At 68.3% G+C, this 18,096-nt stretch carries 17 protein-coding genes; 14 read left to right on the forward strand and 3 right to left on the reverse strand.

The window, feature by feature from the left end; translation table 11 throughout:
* The first annotated feature begins 47 nt into the window (after window positions 1-47).
* From dapA to CFREN_RS06070, 9 genes are all read left to right on the forward strand, one after another.
* Window positions 48-953 carry a 4-hydroxy-tetrahydrodipicolinate synthase gene (dapA, locus tag CFREN_RS06030; protein WP_070519875.1) on the forward strand — a complete coding sequence of 302 codons (906 nt, stop codon included), beginning with the start codon at window positions 48-50 and terminating at the stop codon, window positions 951-953.
* Window positions 954-3,065 carry a ribonuclease J gene (locus CFREN_RS06035; RefSeq protein ID WP_070519874.1) on the forward strand — a complete coding sequence of 704 codons (2,112 nt, stop codon included), beginning with the start codon at window positions 954-956 and terminating at the stop codon, window positions 3,063-3,065.
* Between the two features lie 121 nt (window positions 3,066-3,186).
* Entirely contained in the window at window positions 3,187-3,804 is a 618-nt protein-coding gene (locus tag CFREN_RS06040; protein WP_070519872.1) for a TIGR03085 family metal-binding protein, read from the forward strand.
* A gap of 108 nt (window positions 3,805-3,912) precedes the next feature.
* A complete protein-coding gene (locus tag CFREN_RS06045) occupies window positions 3,913-7,167 on the forward strand; it encodes a DNA translocase FtsK (RefSeq protein ID WP_209653150.1) in 3,255 nt (1,084 codons plus the stop codon).
* Window positions 7,168-7,433: 266 nt separating this feature from the next.
* Window positions 7,434-8,561 carry a TerC family protein gene (locus CFREN_RS06050; protein ID WP_217124655.1) on the forward strand — a complete coding sequence of 376 codons (1,128 nt, stop codon included), beginning with the start codon at window positions 7,434-7,436 and terminating at the stop codon, window positions 8,559-8,561.
* 32 nt (window positions 8,562-8,593) lie between these two features.
* Window positions 8,594-9,169 carry a CDP-diacylglycerol--glycerol-3-phosphate 3-phosphatidyltransferase gene (gene pgsA / locus CFREN_RS06055; RefSeq protein WP_070519870.1) on the forward strand — a complete coding sequence of 192 codons (576 nt, stop codon included), beginning with the start codon at window positions 8,594-8,596 and terminating at the stop codon, window positions 9,167-9,169.
* The gene (locus CFREN_RS06060) at window positions 9,170-9,673 is read left to right on the forward strand and encodes a CinA family protein (protein WP_070519868.1); all 504 of its coding nucleotides are present in this window, start codon (window positions 9,170-9,172) and stop codon (window positions 9,671-9,673) included.
* Between the two features lie 84 nt (window positions 9,674-9,757).
* Window positions 9,758-10,087 carry a helix-turn-helix domain-containing protein gene (locus CFREN_RS06065; protein WP_070519866.1) on the forward strand — a complete coding sequence of 110 codons (330 nt, stop codon included), beginning with the start codon at window positions 9,758-9,760 and terminating at the stop codon, window positions 10,085-10,087.
* A 118-nt stretch (window positions 10,088-10,205) separates the two neighbouring features.
* Window positions 10,206-11,042, forward strand: a complete 837-nt coding sequence (locus tag CFREN_RS06070; protein WP_070519864.1) for a PspA/IM30 family protein — start codon at window positions 10,206-10,208, stop codon at window positions 11,040-11,042.
* 339 nt (window positions 11,043-11,381) lie between these two features.
* On the opposite strand, the gene CFREN_RS06075 is transcribed toward CFREN_RS06070, so the two are convergent.
* The 3 genes from CFREN_RS06075 to CFREN_RS06085 are packed head-to-tail and all read right to left on the reverse strand — an operon-like array spanning window position 11,382 to window position 13,272.
* Window positions 11,382-12,008, reverse strand: coding sequence for an energy-coupling factor transporter transmembrane component T family protein (locus CFREN_RS06075; protein ID WP_209653147.1), 627 nt, complete (start codon window positions 12,006-12,008; stop codon window positions 11,382-11,384).
* Window positions 12,008-12,691, reverse strand: a complete 684-nt coding sequence (locus CFREN_RS06080) for an energy-coupling factor ABC transporter ATP-binding protein (RefSeq protein WP_209653145.1) — start codon at window positions 12,689-12,691, stop codon at window positions 12,008-12,010. The genes CFREN_RS06075 and CFREN_RS06080 overlap by 1 nt, the downstream gene beginning before the upstream one ends.
* The gene (locus tag CFREN_RS06085) at window positions 12,688-13,272 is read right to left on the reverse strand and encodes a biotin transporter BioY (RefSeq protein WP_035121961.1); all 585 of its coding nucleotides are present in this window, start codon (window positions 13,270-13,272) and stop codon (window positions 12,688-12,690) included. Before CFREN_RS06085 ends, CFREN_RS06080 begins: the two co-directional genes overlap by 4 nt.
* An 80-nt stretch (window positions 13,273-13,352) precedes the next feature.
* Here CFREN_RS06085 and CFREN_RS06090 point away from each other — a divergent pair, with 80 nt between their 5' ends.
* From CFREN_RS06090 to CFREN_RS06110, 5 genes are all read left to right on the forward strand, one after another.
* Window positions 13,353-13,559, forward strand: coding sequence for a DUF3046 domain-containing protein (locus CFREN_RS06090; protein ID WP_070519858.1), 207 nt, complete (start codon window positions 13,353-13,355; stop codon window positions 13,557-13,559).
* A 311-nt stretch (window positions 13,560-13,870) separates the two neighbouring features.
* A complete protein-coding gene (gene recA, locus CFREN_RS06095) occupies window positions 13,871-14,968 on the forward strand; it encodes a recombinase RecA (protein WP_209654691.1) in 1,098 nt (365 codons plus the stop codon).
* A gap of 103 nt (window positions 14,969-15,071) precedes the next feature.
* Window positions 15,072-15,626, forward strand: a complete 555-nt coding sequence (locus tag CFREN_RS06100; RefSeq protein WP_070519896.1) for a regulatory protein RecX — start codon at window positions 15,072-15,074, stop codon at window positions 15,624-15,626.
* Between the two features lie 95 nt (window positions 15,627-15,721).
* The gene (gene miaB / locus CFREN_RS06105) at window positions 15,722-17,335 is read left to right on the forward strand and encodes a tRNA (N6-isopentenyl adenosine(37)-C2)-methylthiotransferase MiaB (protein ID WP_070519856.1); all 1,614 of its coding nucleotides are present in this window, start codon (window positions 15,722-15,724) and stop codon (window positions 17,333-17,335) included.
* A complete protein-coding gene (locus CFREN_RS06110; RefSeq protein WP_246580190.1) occupies window positions 17,328-18,065 on the forward strand; it encodes an Rv2732c family membrane protein in 738 nt (245 codons plus the stop codon). Before miaB ends, CFREN_RS06110 begins: the two co-directional genes overlap by 8 nt.
* The last annotated feature ends 31 nt before the right edge of the window (window positions 18,066-18,096 follow it).

Consider the following 18,096-nt stretch of genomic DNA (forward strand, 5'->3'; position numbering starts at 1 on the left):
CGGGGCAATGCCCGGCACAGCGACATAGAACAGGTAGCCTCTCAACAATGACCACTGGATTCGCTTCGAACCGAGGCGTCGATGCCTTCGGCACCGTCGCCGTCGCCATGGTGACACCGTTTGACGCTGATGGCGCCCTGGACGTCGATGCAGGCGTGCGACTGGCCGGTCACCTGACCGACAACGGTTGCGATTCGCTCATCCTCGCCGGCACGACCGGCGAGTCCCCGACGACGACCACCGCCGAGAAGATCGAGCTGCTGCGCGCCGTGCGCGCCGAGCTCGGCGACTCGGTGAAGCTGGTCGCCGGCGCCGGGACCAACGACACGACGGAGTCCATCGAACTCGCCAAGGCCTCCGCCGAGGCGGGCGCGGACTCCCTGCTGGTGGTTACGCCGTATTACTCGAAGCCGAGCCAGGAGGGCATCTACCGGCACTTCACGGCCGTCGCCGACGCGACGGACCTGGAGGTCTGCCTGTACGACATCCCGCCGCGCTCGGTCATTCCGATTGAAACGGACACTATTTTCCGTCTCGCGGAGCACCCCCGCATCACCGCGGTCAAGGACGCCAAGGGCGACCTCGGCTCCGCCGCGCACATCATCGCCAACACGGGCCTGGCCTGGTACTCCGGCGACGACGTGGTGAATCTGCCGTGGCTGTCGATCGGCGCCACCGGCTTCATCTCCGTCGTCGGCCACGCCGCGCCCCGCAAGCTCGCCGACCTGCGCGACCAGTTCGACGCCGGTCAGCTCGATGCCGCCCGCGAGACCCATGCTTCCATGACCCCGCTTTTCCGCGCCCAGGGCCGCCTGGGCGGGGTGAGCTTCGCCAAGGCAGCGCTGCAGCTGCAGGGCATTCAGACAGGAGACCCCCGTATGCCTCAGATTCCCCCGACCCCGGAGCAGCTCGATCTGCTCGCCGCCGACCTGCGAGAGGCCGGTGTCCTCTAAGTGAGCGAGAATCGCAGCCGCCCCCGCAAGGTCGTCCGCAAGGCCGGACCCCCGCAGGAGAAGGAAATCGCCCGCGCCGAGGCCCAGACGCCGAAGAACGACGGCGCCGAGCAAAAGAACGAGTCCGCGCAGAAGAACGAGTCCCCGCAGGACCGTGATTCCGGCCAGAACCAGAATCAGGGCCAGAACCAGGGTCGCTCCGGCGGCTCCAACCGTGGCAACCGCGGTGGTCGCGGCGGCCGTGGTGGCCGTGGCGGCCGCGGTGGTCGCGGCGGTCAGAACCAGGGCCAGAACAACAACGGCGGCAAGGGCGGTGGCCGTGGCCAGCGCAACCGCCGCAACGTCGTGCAGTCCATGCAGGGCGCGGACCTGACCCAGCGCCTGCCGGAGCCGCCGAAGGCCCCGAAGGACGGCCTTCGCATCGTCGCCCTCGGCGGCATCTCGGAGATCGGCCGCAACATGACGGTCTTCGAATACAAGGGCCGTCTGCTCATCGTCGACTGCGGCGTTCTCTTCCCGAGCTCCGACGAGCCGGGCGTCGACCTGATCCTCCCGGACTTCTCCTACATGGAGGGCAAGTGGGATCGCGTCGAGGCGCTCGTCGTCACGCACGGCCACGAAGACCACATCGGCGCAATCCCGTGGATGCTCAAGCAGCGCGGCGACATCCCGATCATCGCCTCGCGCTTCACCCTGGCGCTGATCCAGGCGAAGCTGCAGGAGCACCGCATCCGCCCGAAGACCATCGAGGTCAACGAGCACGACCGTCAGCAGCGCGGCCCGTTCGACCTGCGGTTCTTCGCCGTCAACCACTCCATCCCGGAGTGCCTCGGCGTGGCCATCAAGACCGGCGCCGGCCTGGTGGTCCACACCGGCGACATCAAGCTCGACCAGACCCCGCCGGACAAGCGTCCGACCGACCTGCCGGCCCTGAGCCGCCTGGGCGACGAGGGCGTCGACCTGTTCCTGTGCGACTCCACCAACGCGACCACGCCGGGGGTGTCCGGCTCCGAGTCGGACATCATCCCGACGCTGCGTCGCCTGGTGATGGAGGCCAAGCAGCGCGTCATCTTCGCCACCTTCGCGTCGAACGTGTACCGCGTGCAGGCCGTCATCGACGCCGCCGTCGCCGCCAACCGCAAGGTGGCGTTCAACGGCCGGTCGATGATCCGCAACATGCGCATCGCCGAGGAGCTCGGCCTGCTCACCGCCCCGCGCGGCACGATCGTCGACATGAACGAGGCGTCCCGCATGGCGCCGCACAAGGTCGTGCTGGTCACCACGGGTACGCAGGGTGAACCGATGGCGGCGCTGAGCCGCATGGCCCGCCGCGAGCATCGTCAGATCACCGTCCGCGACGGCGACCTGATCATCATGTCGTCGTCGCTGGTGCCGGGCAACGAGGAGGCCGTCTTCGGCGTCCTGAACATGCTGGCCCAGATCGGCGCGAAGGTCGTCACCGGCCGCGACGCGAACATCCACACCTCCGGCCACGGTTACGCCGGCGAGTTGCTGTTCCTGTACAACGCGGTGCGTCCGTCCAACGCGATGCCGGTGCACGGCGAGTGGCGTCACCTGCGCGCCAACAAGGAGCTGGCCATTTCGACGGGCGTGCCCGCCGAGAACGTGGTCCTGGCGCAGAACGGCGTCGTCGTGGATCTGGTCGACGGCCGTGCGCGCGTGGTGGGTCAGGTGCCGGTCGGTCAGCTCTACGTCGACGGCACGTCCATGGGCGACGTCGACGCCGACGTGCTGGCCGATCGCGCCGAGATGCGCGAGGGCGGCCTGATCACGGTGACGTCGGTCATCGACAACCGCACGGGTCGTCCGCTGGAGAAGCCGCGCGCGCAGGCCCGCGGTTTCTCCGACGACGTCAAGGAGGTCCTGGCGGAGGTCGAGTCGCTGGTCGACGAGACCATGTACGACCTGGCCGGTTCGGGCGAGAACAACCCGTACCGCATGGCGCAGGAGGTGCGCCGCCGGGCGGAGAAGATGATCAACCAGAAGTACCGCCGCAGCCCGATGATCGTCCCGACCATCGTGCCGATGTCCTCCGAGTCCGTCGACGCGGTCTCCGACGAGGACGTCGACGGCAGCCGCGAGAGTCTGTAGCTTTCCGGCAGCCGCGCGTCCCGGTCGGTTCGTGCTTGACGACGCCCCTTTCGGCCTTGTGGCCGAAAGGGGCGTAGTCGTGTCCGGCGGGTGATCCGGTCGGGCCCGTACACTGGCGGCCATGACTTTCGCGCAGGACGAACGACGGCAGTTGGCGGATTTGCTCCGGGAGGTGGGCCCGGATGCTCCGACGTTGTGCGAGGGGTGGACTACGCGGGATCTGGCGGTGCACCTGGTGGTCCGCGAGAATCGGCCCGATGCGGCGGGCGGGATGTTCGTGCCGGCGTTGCGGGAGCGGCTGGAGAAGGTGACGGCCGAATACGAGGCCAAGCCGTTCGATGAGTTGGTGGACACGTGGGCGGAGGGGGCGCCGGTGTGGAACCCGATGCGGTGGGCGGATCAGCTGGTCAATGCGGCGGAGAATTTCGTGCATCACGAGGACGTGCGGCGTGTGCGCGAGCGGTGGCGGCCGCGGGAGTTGTCGCCGTCGGGGCGCAGGGATCTGTGGCGCATCGCGTCGACGATGTCGCGGCGGATGCTGCGGGATTCGACGTCGACGGTGGTGCTCGTGCGGGATGACGGGGCGGCGACGACGCCGGTGGATCGTGCGGCCACCGGTGCTCCGACGGTGACGGTGAAGGGGGACCCGGGTGAGTTGGTGCTGTGGCTGTTCGGCCGCGATGAGGCCCGGGTGAGCGTCGACGGCGATGAGTCGGGTGTCGTGCGTCTGTCGATCTGACGCGAGCGGCCGCGTGACGTGGGGCAGGGGAGTGGTCGGCGGGCGTCCCGACTGACACGCGTGTGACTAATGTGAAAATAGGGACGAAAAGCGACTAAGGTGGTGCCCATGTCAACCACCAGTCGCACCCGCAGCCCCCGGACGCGCCCCACCTCGCGCGGTCCGGCTCGCAGGCCCGCGGATTCCCGGACCGCCCGTGACGCCACCCGCCGCATGGGCGACGGGTACGACGATGGATTCGAACGCACCGGCAGCGCCTACCGCGCCGTCGGCAGCGGTTTGTCCGGCGCGTGGGAGCAGACCGCCCGCGGCGTGGCTGGGCTGGCCCGCAAGATCGGCGGCCGCAGCGGGAGCTCGAAGCGAGATGCGGTGGAGGTCCGCACGTCGGATGATGCACCAGTGAAGGGTCGTCGGCGGGGCGCCTCCGGCGGAGACGTCGATGGGGGCGGTCAAGTCGAAAAAGTTGATTCCCGTCCGAAGCGTCGAAAGAAGGCCGACGGCTACGACGACGTGACCACCCCGGCCGACTCTCGGGACCATGACCGGGACCAGGCCTACGCGCACGATTACGCGGATCTGCCGCCGGAGGATTCGGCCGCGCGGGGATCGCGCGATGGCGCCGCCCTCCTCGTCCTCGCCCTGGCCATCGTTCTCGCCGGGGCAACGTGGTTCTCGCTGGCCGGCCCGGTCGGCGACGTCATCGAGACCCTGTTCCGCACGATCATCGGCGTCGGCGCGTACGTGCTTCCGGTGGTGCTGGGCATCGTCGCGATCATGATGATGCTCGGCACCATCCCGCCACGCGAGCGTTCTTCGGCGGCAAGCGTCGGCGTCGCGCTCATCGCCGGCGGCATGTTGTCGATCGTGCACATCGGCTCGGGCCGCCCGGAAGATTGGGACGGCCGCCGTGCCGCCGGTGGCGCGATCGGCGGGTACATCGGCACGCCGTTGGCCGCGGGCTTCACTCCGTGGGTGGCCGTGATCCTGTTGTTCGGCGTCATCTTCTACGGTGCGCTGCTGCTCAGCGGCACGACGGTTCGTCAGCTCGTCGACGTCGTCGGCGAGTACCTGAATCTGGGCGCCTGGTCCGGCCGGACGGGCCGTCGTCATGTCGGCGAGGCTGATCACCTGGACCCCGATGACCTCTACGCCGGCGTCGACGGCATGCTCGACGAGCGCGCCGAGGCCTACGACGGCCCCGATGCGGGTTCGCGTGACGACGCCCACCCGGAACCGGCCGATCTGGATGCGTCGTCGAGCCGCTCCCGCCGTCGTGCGCAGACGCCGAAGCGGACCCGCGCGACCCGGCGCAATCAGGCCCCGGTGGAGGACAACCTCTACGACCTGCTCGACGACGACGCCCCGACTCGGCCGTCGCGGCCCACGCGTCGTCCGTCGCCCGCCGACGCCTACCCGGTTGACGAGTACGCCGACGATTCCCGCACCCGTCAGCTGAGCCTCGACGATGTGGTGGAGGCGCCCACCGCGCCGCAGCCGGTCGTCGACGATGCTCCGCGCCGTGCAGCCGAGGACACCTCGGACACCACCGTCGATTCGGACCTCACCGCAGACTCGGACGACGCCGACGCCAACCACACCACCGTCATGCCCGCGGCGGACACCGAGGACGTCGCCGTCGTAAAGCGGGAAAAGCCGGCGACCCCCGACCGCACGCCGGGGAAGGACGCCGTCTCCGAGGCGACCCGCCGCCAGATGGACGCCATCGCGGCGCGATCGGGCATCGACGCCTCCGCGATCCCCGCGACGACCCCGAAGTCCGAAACCGAACCGAAGACCGACGTCGCCCCCGCGCGGCCCGCCGTCGCCGACGGATACCGCCTGCCGTCCACCGACCTGCTCATCGCCGGCGAGCCGCCCAAGACGCGCACGGCCACCAACGACCGGATGATCGAGGCCATCACCGAGGTCTTCTCCGAATTCAACGTCGACGCGCAGGTCACCGGGTTCTCCCGAGGCCCGACGGTCACGCGCTACGAAATCGAGCTCGGCCCCGGCGTGAAGGTCTCCAAGATCACCAACCTGCAGTCCAACATCGCCTACGCCGTCGCCACCGACAACGTGCGACTGCTCACGCCGATCCCGGGCAAGTCCGCCGTCGGCATCGAGGTGCCCAACAACGACCGCGAAATGGTCCGCCTGGCCGACGTCCTCGAAGCACCGAAGACGCTGGCCAACGACGACGCCATGCTCATCGGCCTGGGCAAGGACATCGAAGGCGAGTTCATCAGCCACTCGATCCAGAAGATGCCGCACCTGCTCGTCGCCGGCTCCACCGGCTCCGGCAAGTCGGCGTTCGTCAACTCGATGCTGGTGTCGCTGCTCACCCGCGCGACGCCGGAGGAGGTGCGCCTGATCCTCGTCGATCCGAAGATGGTCGAACTCACCCCCTACGAGGGCATCCCGCACCTGATCACGCCGATCATCACCCAGCCGAAGAAGGCCGCCGCCGCACTGCAGTGGCTCGTCGAGGAGATGGAGCAGCGGTACATGGACATGAAGTCCGCCCGCGTGCGCCACATCAAGGACTTCAACCGCAAGGTCAAGTCCGGCGAGATCACCGCGCCGCTGGGCTCCGAGCGCGAGTACCGCCCGTACCCGTACATCGTCTGCGTCGTCGACGAGCTCGCCGACCTGATGATGACCGCGCCGCGCGACATCGAAGACGCCATCGTCCGCATCACCCAGAAGGCCCGCGCCGCCGGCATCCACCTGGTGCTGGCCACCCAGCGCCCGTCGGTCGACGTGGTCACCGGGTTGATCAAGACCAACGTTCCGTCGCGACTGGCGTTCGCCACCTCGTCGCTGACCGACTCCCGCGTCATCCTCGACCAGGGCGGCGCCGAAAAGCTCATCGGCATGGGCGACGCGCTGTTCATTCCGCAGGGCGCCGGCAAGCCGCGCCGACTGCAGGGCGCGTTCGTCACCGACGAGGAGATCCAGGCCGTCGTCGACGCGTGCAAGGTGCAGGCCGAGCCCGACTACACCGAAGGCGTCACCGAGGACAAGGCCGCCGAGGCCGTCAAGAACATCGACCCGGACATCGGCGACGATCTCGAGGATCTCGTGCAGGCCGTCGAGCTGGTGGTCACCTCCCAGTTCGGTTCGACGTCGATGCTGCAGCGCAAACTGCGCATCGGTTTCGCCAAGGCCGGCCGCCTCATGGACCTCATGGAGACCCGAGGCGTCGTCGGCCCCTCGGAGGGCTCGAAGGCCCGCGAGGTGCTGGTCAAGCCGGAGGAGCTGGAGACCATCATCTGGATGATCCGCGGCGCCGACCCCGCCGAAGCCCCGACCGATGACGCGAACGTCGTCGACGCAGAGCCGACGGAGGGCATGGCCTAGGGGGGGGCGTGAAGCGCCGTGCTTTCCGACGATCCACCCGACGAACCCCGTGCGAGGCAACTCGTACGGGGTTCGTCGACGTGTACAGTGGTGGGCCGTGGAGGGGAGTATCCCCGGTTTTCACCGTGATGGCCGTCGTCAACACGGGAGTCGGGCGCCGGCCGTCGAGGCGGGTGCCGCGAGTTCCCCGGCGCCATCGGCCGACGTGAGTCGTGCGGTGGGAGAGACCTCCGGTTATTCGTCGACCGACCGGAGGAGCACCACCCGTGCACGTACCTTTTTCCGTTTGGGCGATCACCGTCGTGATCGTCATCGGCTTCATCGCCTTCGATTTCTACGCCCACGTCAAGACTCCCCATGAGCCGACGCTGAAGGAAGCCGGCGGCTGGACCGCGTTCTACGTCGTTCTGGCGCTGTTGTTCGGCGGGTTCATCTGGTTGTTCTGGGACCACGAACGCGGCGTCGAGTTCCTGTCGGGTTACGTCACCGAAAAGGCGTTGAGCGTGGACAACCTGTTCGTGTTCGCGCTGATCATCGGGGCGTTCAAGATCCCGCGCAAGTACCAGCAGAAGGTGCTGCTGTTCGGTATCGCGATGGCGCTGGTCTTCCGCACGGTGTTCATCCTGTTGGGTGCCGCGGTGATCAACAAGTGGTCGGACGTGTTCTACCTGTTCGCGCTGTTCCTGCTGTACACCGCCATCAAGACGGTGTGGGACGAGGCGGCGGACAAGCCGGAGACCGATCCGAACGACATGAAGATCATCATCTGGCTGCGCAAGATCGTCCCGATTTCCAGCGGCTACAACAAGGACAAGTTGACCGCACGGGTCGACGGCAAGCGGTACTTCACCCCGCTGGCGGTGGCGCTGGTGGCCATCGGCTTCGTGGACATCATGTTCGCGTTCGACTCGATTCCGGCGATCTTCGGCCTGACCGACGAGCCGTACATCGTCTTCACGGCCAACGCCCTGGCGTTGATGGGTCTGCGTCAGATGTACTTCCTGCTCGACGGTCTGCTCGACCGGCTGGTGTACCTGGCCTATGGCCTCGGCGCGATCCTGGGCTTCATCGCCATCAAGCTGTTCCTGCATGCGCTGCACGAGAACAACCTGCCGTTCATCAACGGCGGGGAGGACGTGGCGGTGCCGGAGATCGGCACGTGGGTGTCGCTGGCGTTCATCGTCGTCGTGTTGGTGGTCACCGTGTTGGCCTCGTGGCTGAAGAACGTCCGCGACCGGAACATGGGCGGCATCGCCTCGGCCCGGTGGACGGGCCACGACGTGGAGCACGAGGAGCTCGTGGTCGACGGTTCCGTCAAAGCGAAGAAGTTCCGCGGGGCTTCGCGTGACGACGGCCCGTCGTCCGAATCCAGCGGCCGAGGGACCTCCGATTAGAACGTCTCGGATTCGGCGGTAGGGTTGACGGCGTGACCGATCAATCCCGCCCCGTCGCGGATGCCGCGCCCTCCAACTGGAACCTGCCGAACGCGCTGACCGTTTTGCGCATTCTCGGCGTCCCCGTCTTCCTGTGGCTGCTGCTGCGGGAAGGCGGCGACGACGCCGGGTGGCGATGGTGGTCCTTCGGAGTGTTCGCGCTGCTGATGATCACCGACAAGATCGACGGTGATCTCGCGCGCGCCCGCAACCTGGTGACCGACTTCGGCAAGATCGCCGACCCCATCGCCGACAAGGCGCTGATGATCGGCGCCCTGGTCGGCCTCAACATCATCGGCCTGCTGCCGTGGTGGATCACGGCGATCATCGTGGTGCGCGAACTCGGCATCACGTTCTGGCGCATGTTCCAGCTGCGCGCCGGCCACGTCGTGCCCGCCTCGAAGGGCGGCAAGCTGAAGACGGTGACCCAGTCGCTGGCGGTGGCGTTGTTCCTCATGCCCGTGGCCTGGCTGCACTGGCCGGCGTGGGTGGTCATGATCCTCGCGGTGGTCATCACCGTCGTCACCGGCGTCCAGTACATCGTCGACTCCCGCAAGGCCGCCGCCTAGATGGGTGCCGTCGATCCGCTTGCCGACGGCACCGCCGCAGTCGACGTCATCGGCGTGCTCACCGCCCGGGGGCAGACGCTCGCGGCGGCGGAATCGCTGACGGCCGGCCTGTTTTGCGCGACGGTCGCCGGAGTTCCCGGAGCGTCGGCCGTCTTGCGCGGCGGCCTGATCACCTATGCCACCGACCTCAAGGCGACGCTGGCCGACGTCCCCGCCGACACGCTCGACGCCGTCGGCCCCGTCGCACCGGACACCGCCCGGGCAATGGCCATCGGCACGAAGAAGCGCTGCGGCGCCGATTGGGCAGTGGCGCTCACCGGCGTCGCCGGCCCCGCACCCCAAAACGGCCACCCGGTCGGCGAAGTCTGGTGCGCCATCGCCCGACCCGACCACGGCGTCGTCGTCAAGCAACTCGACATCGACGCCGACGCGGGACGCTGGGGCATCCGCACCGCAGCCGTCGCGCGGGCGTTGGACCTGCTCACGACCGAGCTCGATCGCTGACGCCGTACCCGCGCCCGGCCGGAAAACCGCCCCTGAATCGTCGAACCGGGAACAAACGCGCCCATTCGTGCGTTAATTGGGGTGATGATCAACGACACCATGACCATTCCCGCCCCCGCGCAATCGCCGCTGCCGGTCGCGGCGCCCGCGCGTGAACCGCTGCTGCGCGAAGCGCTCGGCGAGGCGCTGCGCGACATCCGCACCCGCAACGGCATGACCCTCCGGGAACTGTCCGACCTCGCCGCCATCAGCCCCGGCTACCTGTCGGAACTCGAACGCGGCCGCAAAGAAGTGTCGTCGGAACTGCTGGCCTCCGTGTGCCACGGACTGTCCGTTTCCGTCTCCGACGTCATCATCGACGCCGCCGGCGCCATGGCACTGCACGCCGCGCAGCCCGAAATGGCCGCGATGTAACCCGACCGCGTTCCGCGGCGTTGCTGCGGCACGAACCACCGCCGGGTATTCTGGGACGCCGGACGCCCGGGGCTCCCGCCCACTCCCGCCGACTCTCTGAGGAAGGTACCGAGCAACAATGGCAAACCCCTTCGCCAAGCTGTGGAACTACATGATGGCCCTGTTCGACTCCAAGATCGAGGAGAACGCGGACCCAAAGGTCCAGATCCAGCAGGCCATCGAAGACGCCCAGCGTCAGCACCAGGAACTTTCCCAGCAGGCGGCGGCCGTCATCGGCAACCAGCGCCAGCTCGAGATGCGCCTCAACCGGCAGCTCGCCGAGATCGAGAAGCTCCAGGGCAACACCCGCCAGGCCCTGCAGCTGGCCGACAAGGCCCGCGGCGAAGGCGACGAAGCCAAGGCCGTCGAATACGAAAACGCCGCCGAGGCGTTCGCTGCCCAGCTCGTCACCGCCGAACAGTCCGTCGAGGATCTGAAGGGCCTGCACGACCAGTCCTTGCAGCAGGCCGCCCAGGCGAAGAAAGCCGTCGAGCGCAACTCCATGGCCCTGCAGCAGAAGGTCGCCGAGCGCACCAAGCTGCTGTCGCAGCTGGAGCAGGCGAAGATGCAGGAGAAGGTCTCCGAGTCCCTGCAGTCCATGAACGAGCTGTCCTCCGGCTCGACCCCGAACCTGGATCAGGTGCGCGACAAGATCGAGCGTCGTTACGCCAACGCCCTCGGCCAGGCCGAGCTGGCCCAGAATTCCGTCCAGGGCCGCATGGCGGAGGTCGAGCAGGCGGGCATCCAGCTGGCCGGCCACTCGCGCCTGGAGCAGATCCGGTCCGAGATGCGCGGCGGCAACCAGCTGCCGTCCGGCGGTGCGCAGGGTGCCATCGAGCAGGGGCAGGGCGGCCAGTCCGGCTCCGTCGACCCGGCGGTCGAGGCGAAGCTGCGCGAACTGCGCGGCGGTCAGTAGAGGGCGGCAGGAGGCGGCGGCCCCGCGCGCGATGACCGGCGGTTCACCATGATGGTGGGCCGCCGGTTTTTTGCGTGGAGTCGCGGGGCGGGGTGCGTCAGAAAGTCATGCCACCGCTTTGCAAAAGCCAAGGTGGGGTGTTGGTGGCCGCGAAAAATGTCGAGTTTCTGACCGGCCGACGTGTTTCTGACCGGCCGGTGTGGGGGCAGGAGCCGGGGAGCGTCAGAAAGTCATGCCACCGCTTTGCAAAAGCCAAGGTGGGGTGTTGGTGGCCGCGAAAAATGTCGAGTTTCTGACGGGGCGGTGTGTTTGTGACCGGCCGGCCAGTCCCGGGCCGCCCTAGTCCCCGACGCCGCGGGCTAGTAGGGCGTCGGACATGGCGCGGGAACGGCGAATGGTGCGGATGATCACCGGCACCCCGAACGCGGTCGCCGGCGCGGAGGCTCCACGGGCGCGGCGGGCGTCCAGAACCTCGCGCACGGCCTGCACCTGGAGGGGAATCAGGCGCAGCGTGAGGGACATCGCCAACGAGATGGTGGCCACCGGCAGCCCGAACTTCCCCAGCGGCGCCAACAATCGGTCGAAGGCGTTCATCAGGTCGGAGACGCGGGTGGTCAGCGTCAGCAGCGTCGCGGCGATGACGCAGGCGAGGATCTGCAGAAACAGCATCGCGCCGAGTTCCCAGTCGCCGGTGAGCCCCTGGATGACGGCGATGAACGCCAGCAGCGGCACCGCGCCCAGCAACTGCGCCACCGCGACTTTGAGGGGGATGCGGGCGACGGCGTAGCCGCACAGCGCAACGGCCAGCGCGACCGCGGCGGTGGGGATGGTGCGGGCGAAGATCGTGGCGACGACGATGAACGCGACGACGAGTCCGAGCTTCGGCCCCGCGGGCATCCGGTGGACGGGGGAGTCGCGTTTGACGTACACCGACAGGGGCACGACCAGCGCGCCGCGGCCGGCCATCAGGCGCCCATCCGGGAGACGTAGCTGTCGATGACGGTTCGGGGGTCGCCGTCGTCGACGATGAGTCCGTCTTCGATGCACAGGACGCGGTCGAAGTCGGCGACGAAGTCGAGGTCGTGCGTGACGACGATCAGCTGTTGGTCAAGTCTCGCGAACGTCGCGGCGAGCGAACGGCGATTGCGCAGATCCAGCAACGTGGTCGGTTCGTCGGCGATGATCAGTTCGGGCTCGAGGACGAGCACCGACGTCAGGGCCAGGAGTTGTTTTTGCCCGCCGGACAGGAGGTGGGGGGAGTGGTCGGCGTGGTCGTGGAGGTCGAATCGTCGTAAAGCGGAAAGGGCCAGACCGTCGCGGTCCTTCGGTGCGATGCCGCGCTGGCGCAGGGAGAAGGCGACGTCTTCGGCGACGGTGGGCATGACGATCTGGTTGTCGGCGTCGGAGAAGACGAAGCCGACGTTGCGCCGGACCTCGCGGCCCTTGCGGGCGGGGTCGAGGCCGCCGACGTCGACGCGGCCGGACGACGCGTCGGTGAGGCCGTTGATCAGGCGCACGAACGTGGATTTGCCGCCGCCGTTGGGGCCGATGATGCCGATGCGCCGCTCGGACAGTTCCACCGTCACGGGCCCCAGGGCGCGGCGGCCGTCGAAGTCGCAGGTGACGGAGTCGAAGCGGATGACGGTCATCGTGCTGCGGTGGCGGCGGTGGCGGCGGTGTTGGCGCGCAGGTCGGGGAAGGCGCGCAGGACGGGGGCGGCGATGAGCGCGGCGACGACGACCTTGACGATGTCGCCGGGGATGAAGGGGACGTTGACCAGCAGGGCCTCGACGAAGCCCATTTCGGCGCGGACCATGAGGCCGAAGGTGCCGAAGAGGTACTGCACGAGCACGCCGACGAGGCCGGCGGCGGTGAACAGGCCGATCATGGCGCCGTTGCCGCGGGGGCGGCGTTCGGTGAGCAGACCGATGACGAGGGCGGCGACGATGTAGCCGACGAGGTAGCCGACGGTGGTGCCGGGCAGGGCGGACAGGGTGGTGCGGAATCCGGCGAGGTTGGGCACGCCGATGAGTCCGACGGCGAGGAACAGCACGACGGACAGGGTGCCGCGGCGCCAGCCGAGGAGCATGCCGGCCAGTGCGATGCCCATGTTCTGCAGGACGATGGGCACGCCGACGGCGCCGACGGGGATGGAGACCGCGCCGAGCACGATGATGAGGGCCGCGAAGGCCGCGATGTAGACGAGGGATTGGATCGCTGTTTTCTGCACGGGAAGTGATTCTAGGCGACGGTTTGAGCGGTGTTCAGGGAGGGGTTTGGGGTCGGGGGCGGCGGTGTTACCGTGGTCGCATGCGTTTGGCCGATTTTCATCGCTTCGTCGAGGCCGAGTTCGGCGATGCCCAGGGGCCGTGGTTGTTGGAGTCGCATGTGTTGGCGGAGTACGGCGCCACGCCGGCGGAGTTGATCGAACGTGGCGTCGAGCCGCGGGACGTGTGGTGGGCGTTGTGCCGCGACCATGATGTTCCGGAGGAGCGGTGGTTGGGGCCGGACGACTGATCGTCGCCGGTGGCTCGGGGTTTTGCTTGACGACGCCCGCCTGGTCGGCGAAACGGCGTCGTCGGCGTGTTGCGGCGCGCATTCGAACGGGCTTTCGTCTATAGTCGAACGCGTGCGGTCCGCGGATCCGCTCGGCCCGGTACAACCACGGGTGTGGGCGGCGAGGGTGCCGCGGAAAAGCAAAATGGAACCGATTCGCTCCGGGGCGCGTCCAACAGGGCGTGACGGATACATCGGCGCCGGGTGCGCATCAGGTGAGGGACGAAACGGATCTGGACGTGGCGGAAGCGCCGCGTGGACGGGAGAAGGACATGGCCAGGAAGAAGGCGACCGCGTCGTCGGGTGGCGGCGATCGGCTCAAGGCGCTCGACGTCGCGTTGGCGAACATCGAGAAGGATTTCGGCAAGGGCGCGGTGATGCGTCTGGGCGATGATGATCGTCCGCCGATTCGCGCGATTTCCTCCGGCAACATCGCCATCGACGTGGCGTTGGGCATCGGCGGTTTCCCGCGTGGTCGCATCGTCGAGATCTACGGCCCGGAGTCGTCGGGTAAGACGACGGTGGCGCTGCATGCGATCGCGGAGGCGCAGCGGGCCGGCGGCATCGCGGCGTTCATCGACGCGGAGCATGCGCTCGATCCGGATTACGCGCGGAAGTTGGGCGTGGACACCGACAATCTGCTGGTGTCGCAGCCGGACACCGGTGAGCAGGCGCTGGAGATCGCCGACATGCTGGTGCGTTCCGGTGCCATCGACATCATCGTGGTCGACTCGGTGGCGGCGTTGACGCCGAAGGCGGAGATCGACGGCGAGATGGGTGACTCCCACGTGGGTCTGCAGGCGCGGTTGATGAGCCAGGCGCTGCGCAAGATGACCGGAGCGGTGTCGAATTCGGGTACCACGGCGGTGTTCATCAACCAGCTGCGCGAGAAGATCGGCGTGATGTTCGGTTCGCCGGAGACCACCACCGGCGGCAAGGCGCTGAAGTTCTATGCGTCGGTGCGGTGCGACGTGCGGCGCATCCAGACCCTGAAGGATGGCCAGGACGCGGTGGGCAACCGGACCAAGCTGAAGGTCGTCAAGAACAAGGTGTCGCCGCCGTTCAAGATCGCCGAGTTCGACATCATCTACGGCCAGGGCATTTCCCGCGAGGGGTCGATCCTGGACATGGGCGTGGACAACGGCATCATCAAGAAGTCGGGTTCGTGGTTCACCTACGAGGGCGATCAGCTGGGGCAGGGCAAGGAGAAGGCCCGCGAGCACCTGCGCTCGAACCCGGAGTTGGCCGCGGAACTCGAGGACAAGATCAAGCGGAAGCTCGGCGTCGGCGAGTACACGAACGCCGCGGAAGAGCCGGATGCCGATGCGCCGGTCGACGTGGTGCCGGACATCGATTTCGACGACGAGTAGCAGCGCAGACGAGTAGGAGAGGGGAGCGCGGCGCGTGGCGGACCGATCTGTGACGGCCGAGCAGGCGGAGCAGGCCGAGAAGCTCGAGAAGCTCCGGGCCGCGATGGAGAAGGTCGCCGCCGAGGGTGGTGAGCCGATCATCGATGCCGATGCCGAAGCGGTGAAGGCGCCGATCCGCTCCCGGGCCCTGCGGCTTCTGGACCAGCGGGCCCGCTCCCGCGAGGAATTGCGCGGCCGGCTGGCGGAAAACGAGGAGTGGCCGCCGGCCGCCATCGGCGAAGTGCTCGACGACCTGACGGCGTCCGGGCTGCTCGACGACGCCCACTTCGCCCATGAATGGGTGCGGCAACGCCACGCGGCCCGGGGGAAGTCGCGGATGGTGCTCGACCGCGAGTTGGCGGACAAGGGCATTGCCCCGCACCTGCGCGCGGAAGCGCTCGAGCAGATCACCGACGCCGACGAGTCGCACATTGCACGGGCGTTGGCCGCGAAGAAGGCCGGCACCATCTCGTCGCCGCCGACCGACCGTGCCGCCCGGGATAGAGACCTGCGGCGCGTCGTCGGGGTGCTCGCCCGCCGCGGATTCGCCCAGGGCATGTCCATGGTCATCGCCCGGGAAGCCCTCGATGCCCGCTACGACGAATTGGGCGCGCGGTGAAAGGTGCCGGGAGGGCGGCGTCGTCAAGCAAAACGCGCACGGCGGTTCCCACGGCGATTGGGGAAGGCACGCCCGCTCGCGATACCCTTTCCCGCGTGACGCACGCCAGCCCCACCACCGAAAACACCGCCCCCGCAGCCGCCGGCCCCCGCACCTACGAAGTGCGGACCTTCGGCTGCCAGATGAACGTCCACGACTCCGAGCGCCTGTCCGGCCTGCTGGAGGACAACGGCTACATCGCCGTCGCCGAGGGCGAACGACCCGACCTGGTCGTGTTCAACACCTGCGCCGTGCGCGAAAACGCCGACAACCGCCTCTACGGCACGCTCGGCAGGCTCAAGCCGGTCAAGGACGAGCACCCCGACATGCAGATCGCCGTCGGCGGGTGCCTGGCGCAGAAGGACAAGGCCGCCGTCGTGAAGAAGGCGCCGTGGGTCGACGTGGTCTTCGGCACCCACAACCTCGGCTCGCTGCCGACGCTGCTGGAACGCGCCGCCCACAACCACGAGGCGCAGGTCGAAATCAAGGACGCGCTCGAGGACTTCCCGTCGGTGCTGCCCGCCAAGCGCGAATCGCCGTACGCCGGGTGGGTATCGGTGTCGGTGGGCTGCAACAACACCTGCACCTTCTGCATCGTGCCGTCGCTGCGCGGCAAGGAACGCGACCGCCGCCCGGGCGACATCCTCGCCGAGGTGCAGGCGCTGGTCGACCAGGGCGTCACCGAGGTCACGCTGTTGGGGCAGAACGTCAACGCCTACGGCGTGCATTTCGACGACCCGGAACTCGAACGCGACCGCAGCGCGTTTTCCAAGCTGCTGCGCGCCTGCGGCGAGATCGAAGGCCTGGAGCGCGTGCGGTTCACGTCGCCGCACCCGGCGGAGTTCACCGACGACGTCATCGACGCGATGGCCGACACCCCCAACGTCGCCCCGCAGCTGCACATGCCGCTGCAGTCGGGTTCGGACAAGGTGCTCAAGGAGATGCGCCGGTCCTACCGTTCGAAGAAGTTCCTCGGCATCCTGGACAAGGTTCGCGAGCGGATGCCGCATGCGGCGATCACCACCGACATCATCGTCGGCTTTCCCGGCGAGACCGAGGAGGACTTCCAGGCGACCCTCGACGTCGTCGAGCGCGCTCGCTTCACCTCGGCGTTCACGTTCCAGTACTCGCCGCGCCCGGGCACCCCGGCGGCCGACATGCCCGACCAGGTGCCGCCGCACGTGGTCAAGGAGCGCTACGGCCGCCTCATCGAGCTGCAGGAGCGCATCAGCGAGGAGGAGAACGCAAAGCAGGTCGGCCGCACCCTCGAGCTGCTGGTCACCGCCGACGATGGCAAGAAGAACGCCGAAACCCGCCGCATGTCGGGGCGCGCGGTCGATGGGCGGCTCGTTCACTTCGCGCCGGTCGCAGTGGACGAGGCCGAGGGCGCCGATTCGCTTGACGACGCCGGCCGACCCCACATCGACGGCGAGATCCGTCCCGGCGATTTCGTCACCGTCACGGTGACGGAGTCGGCTCCGCACTTCCTCATCGCCGATTCCGGTGTCACGGCGCACCGCCGTACCCGGGCCGGCGACATGTGGGAGGCGGGCAACACCCCGACCACCGCCCCGATTGGCGTGGGGCTAGGCTTGCCCGGTGTGGGACGGCCGTCGACGCCGGCCGTGAACCAGACGATGAACCAGGACAGGGGTTGCGGTTGTGACTGACCAAAACGTGACGCCGGAGGGCAGTGCGGAACGCGACAAGCTCGCCGAGTTCCGCGGTGACCTGCGGGAGGCCGAGCGCAAGGCCGGCGGTGAAATCCAACTGGGCATGGCGGTGGTGCCGGTGGGCGTGCTGCTCGTCGGGTTGATCTTCACCTTCTTCGCCCCGCACTCCGGCGTCGTCCTCGGTTTCGACGTGCTGTTGGACACCGACGTCGCCCGCCAGTACTTCACCATGCTGCCGGAGCGGATCTACTCGATCATCCTGCTCGTCGGCATTTTGCTGGTCATCGCGACGATCCTGTCGCGGTCGGCGGTCGTCGCGTTCGTGGCGTGGGCGGCGGTGTGCATCCAGGCGGTGTACTCGATCTTCGCGGGGTGGATGCGCCAGTCGCGTCCGCCGTCGGAGGCGTCCGAGGGCATCGGCTGGGGCTTGGCCATGGGCATCGCGCTGTCGATCCTGATGGCCATCACCTTGAGTTTCGTGGTGTTCCGCAAGTCCACGTTCCAGGCCGCGCTGGCCGCCGCCCGCCGCGAGGAGGTCGACGAGGATCCCGTGCTGCGCGCCCAGCAGCAGTATCTGCGCGCCGGCCTCATCGACAACACCGGCACCGACGTCGACGCCATGGTCGACGATCGACGCGACCGGTCCAAGCGCCGCCGCGCCAAGCGTGCGGAGCAGGCAGAGCAGGCTGAAAAGACGGAACAGACGCCGGACGCCGACGAGCAGTAGGCCACGACCGCAGGCGTCGGCGCCCGCGTCT

The organism is Corynebacterium freneyi, assembly GCF_030408835.1.
GTDB lineage: Bacteria > Actinomycetota > Actinomycetes > Mycobacteriales > Mycobacteriaceae > Corynebacterium > Corynebacterium freneyi.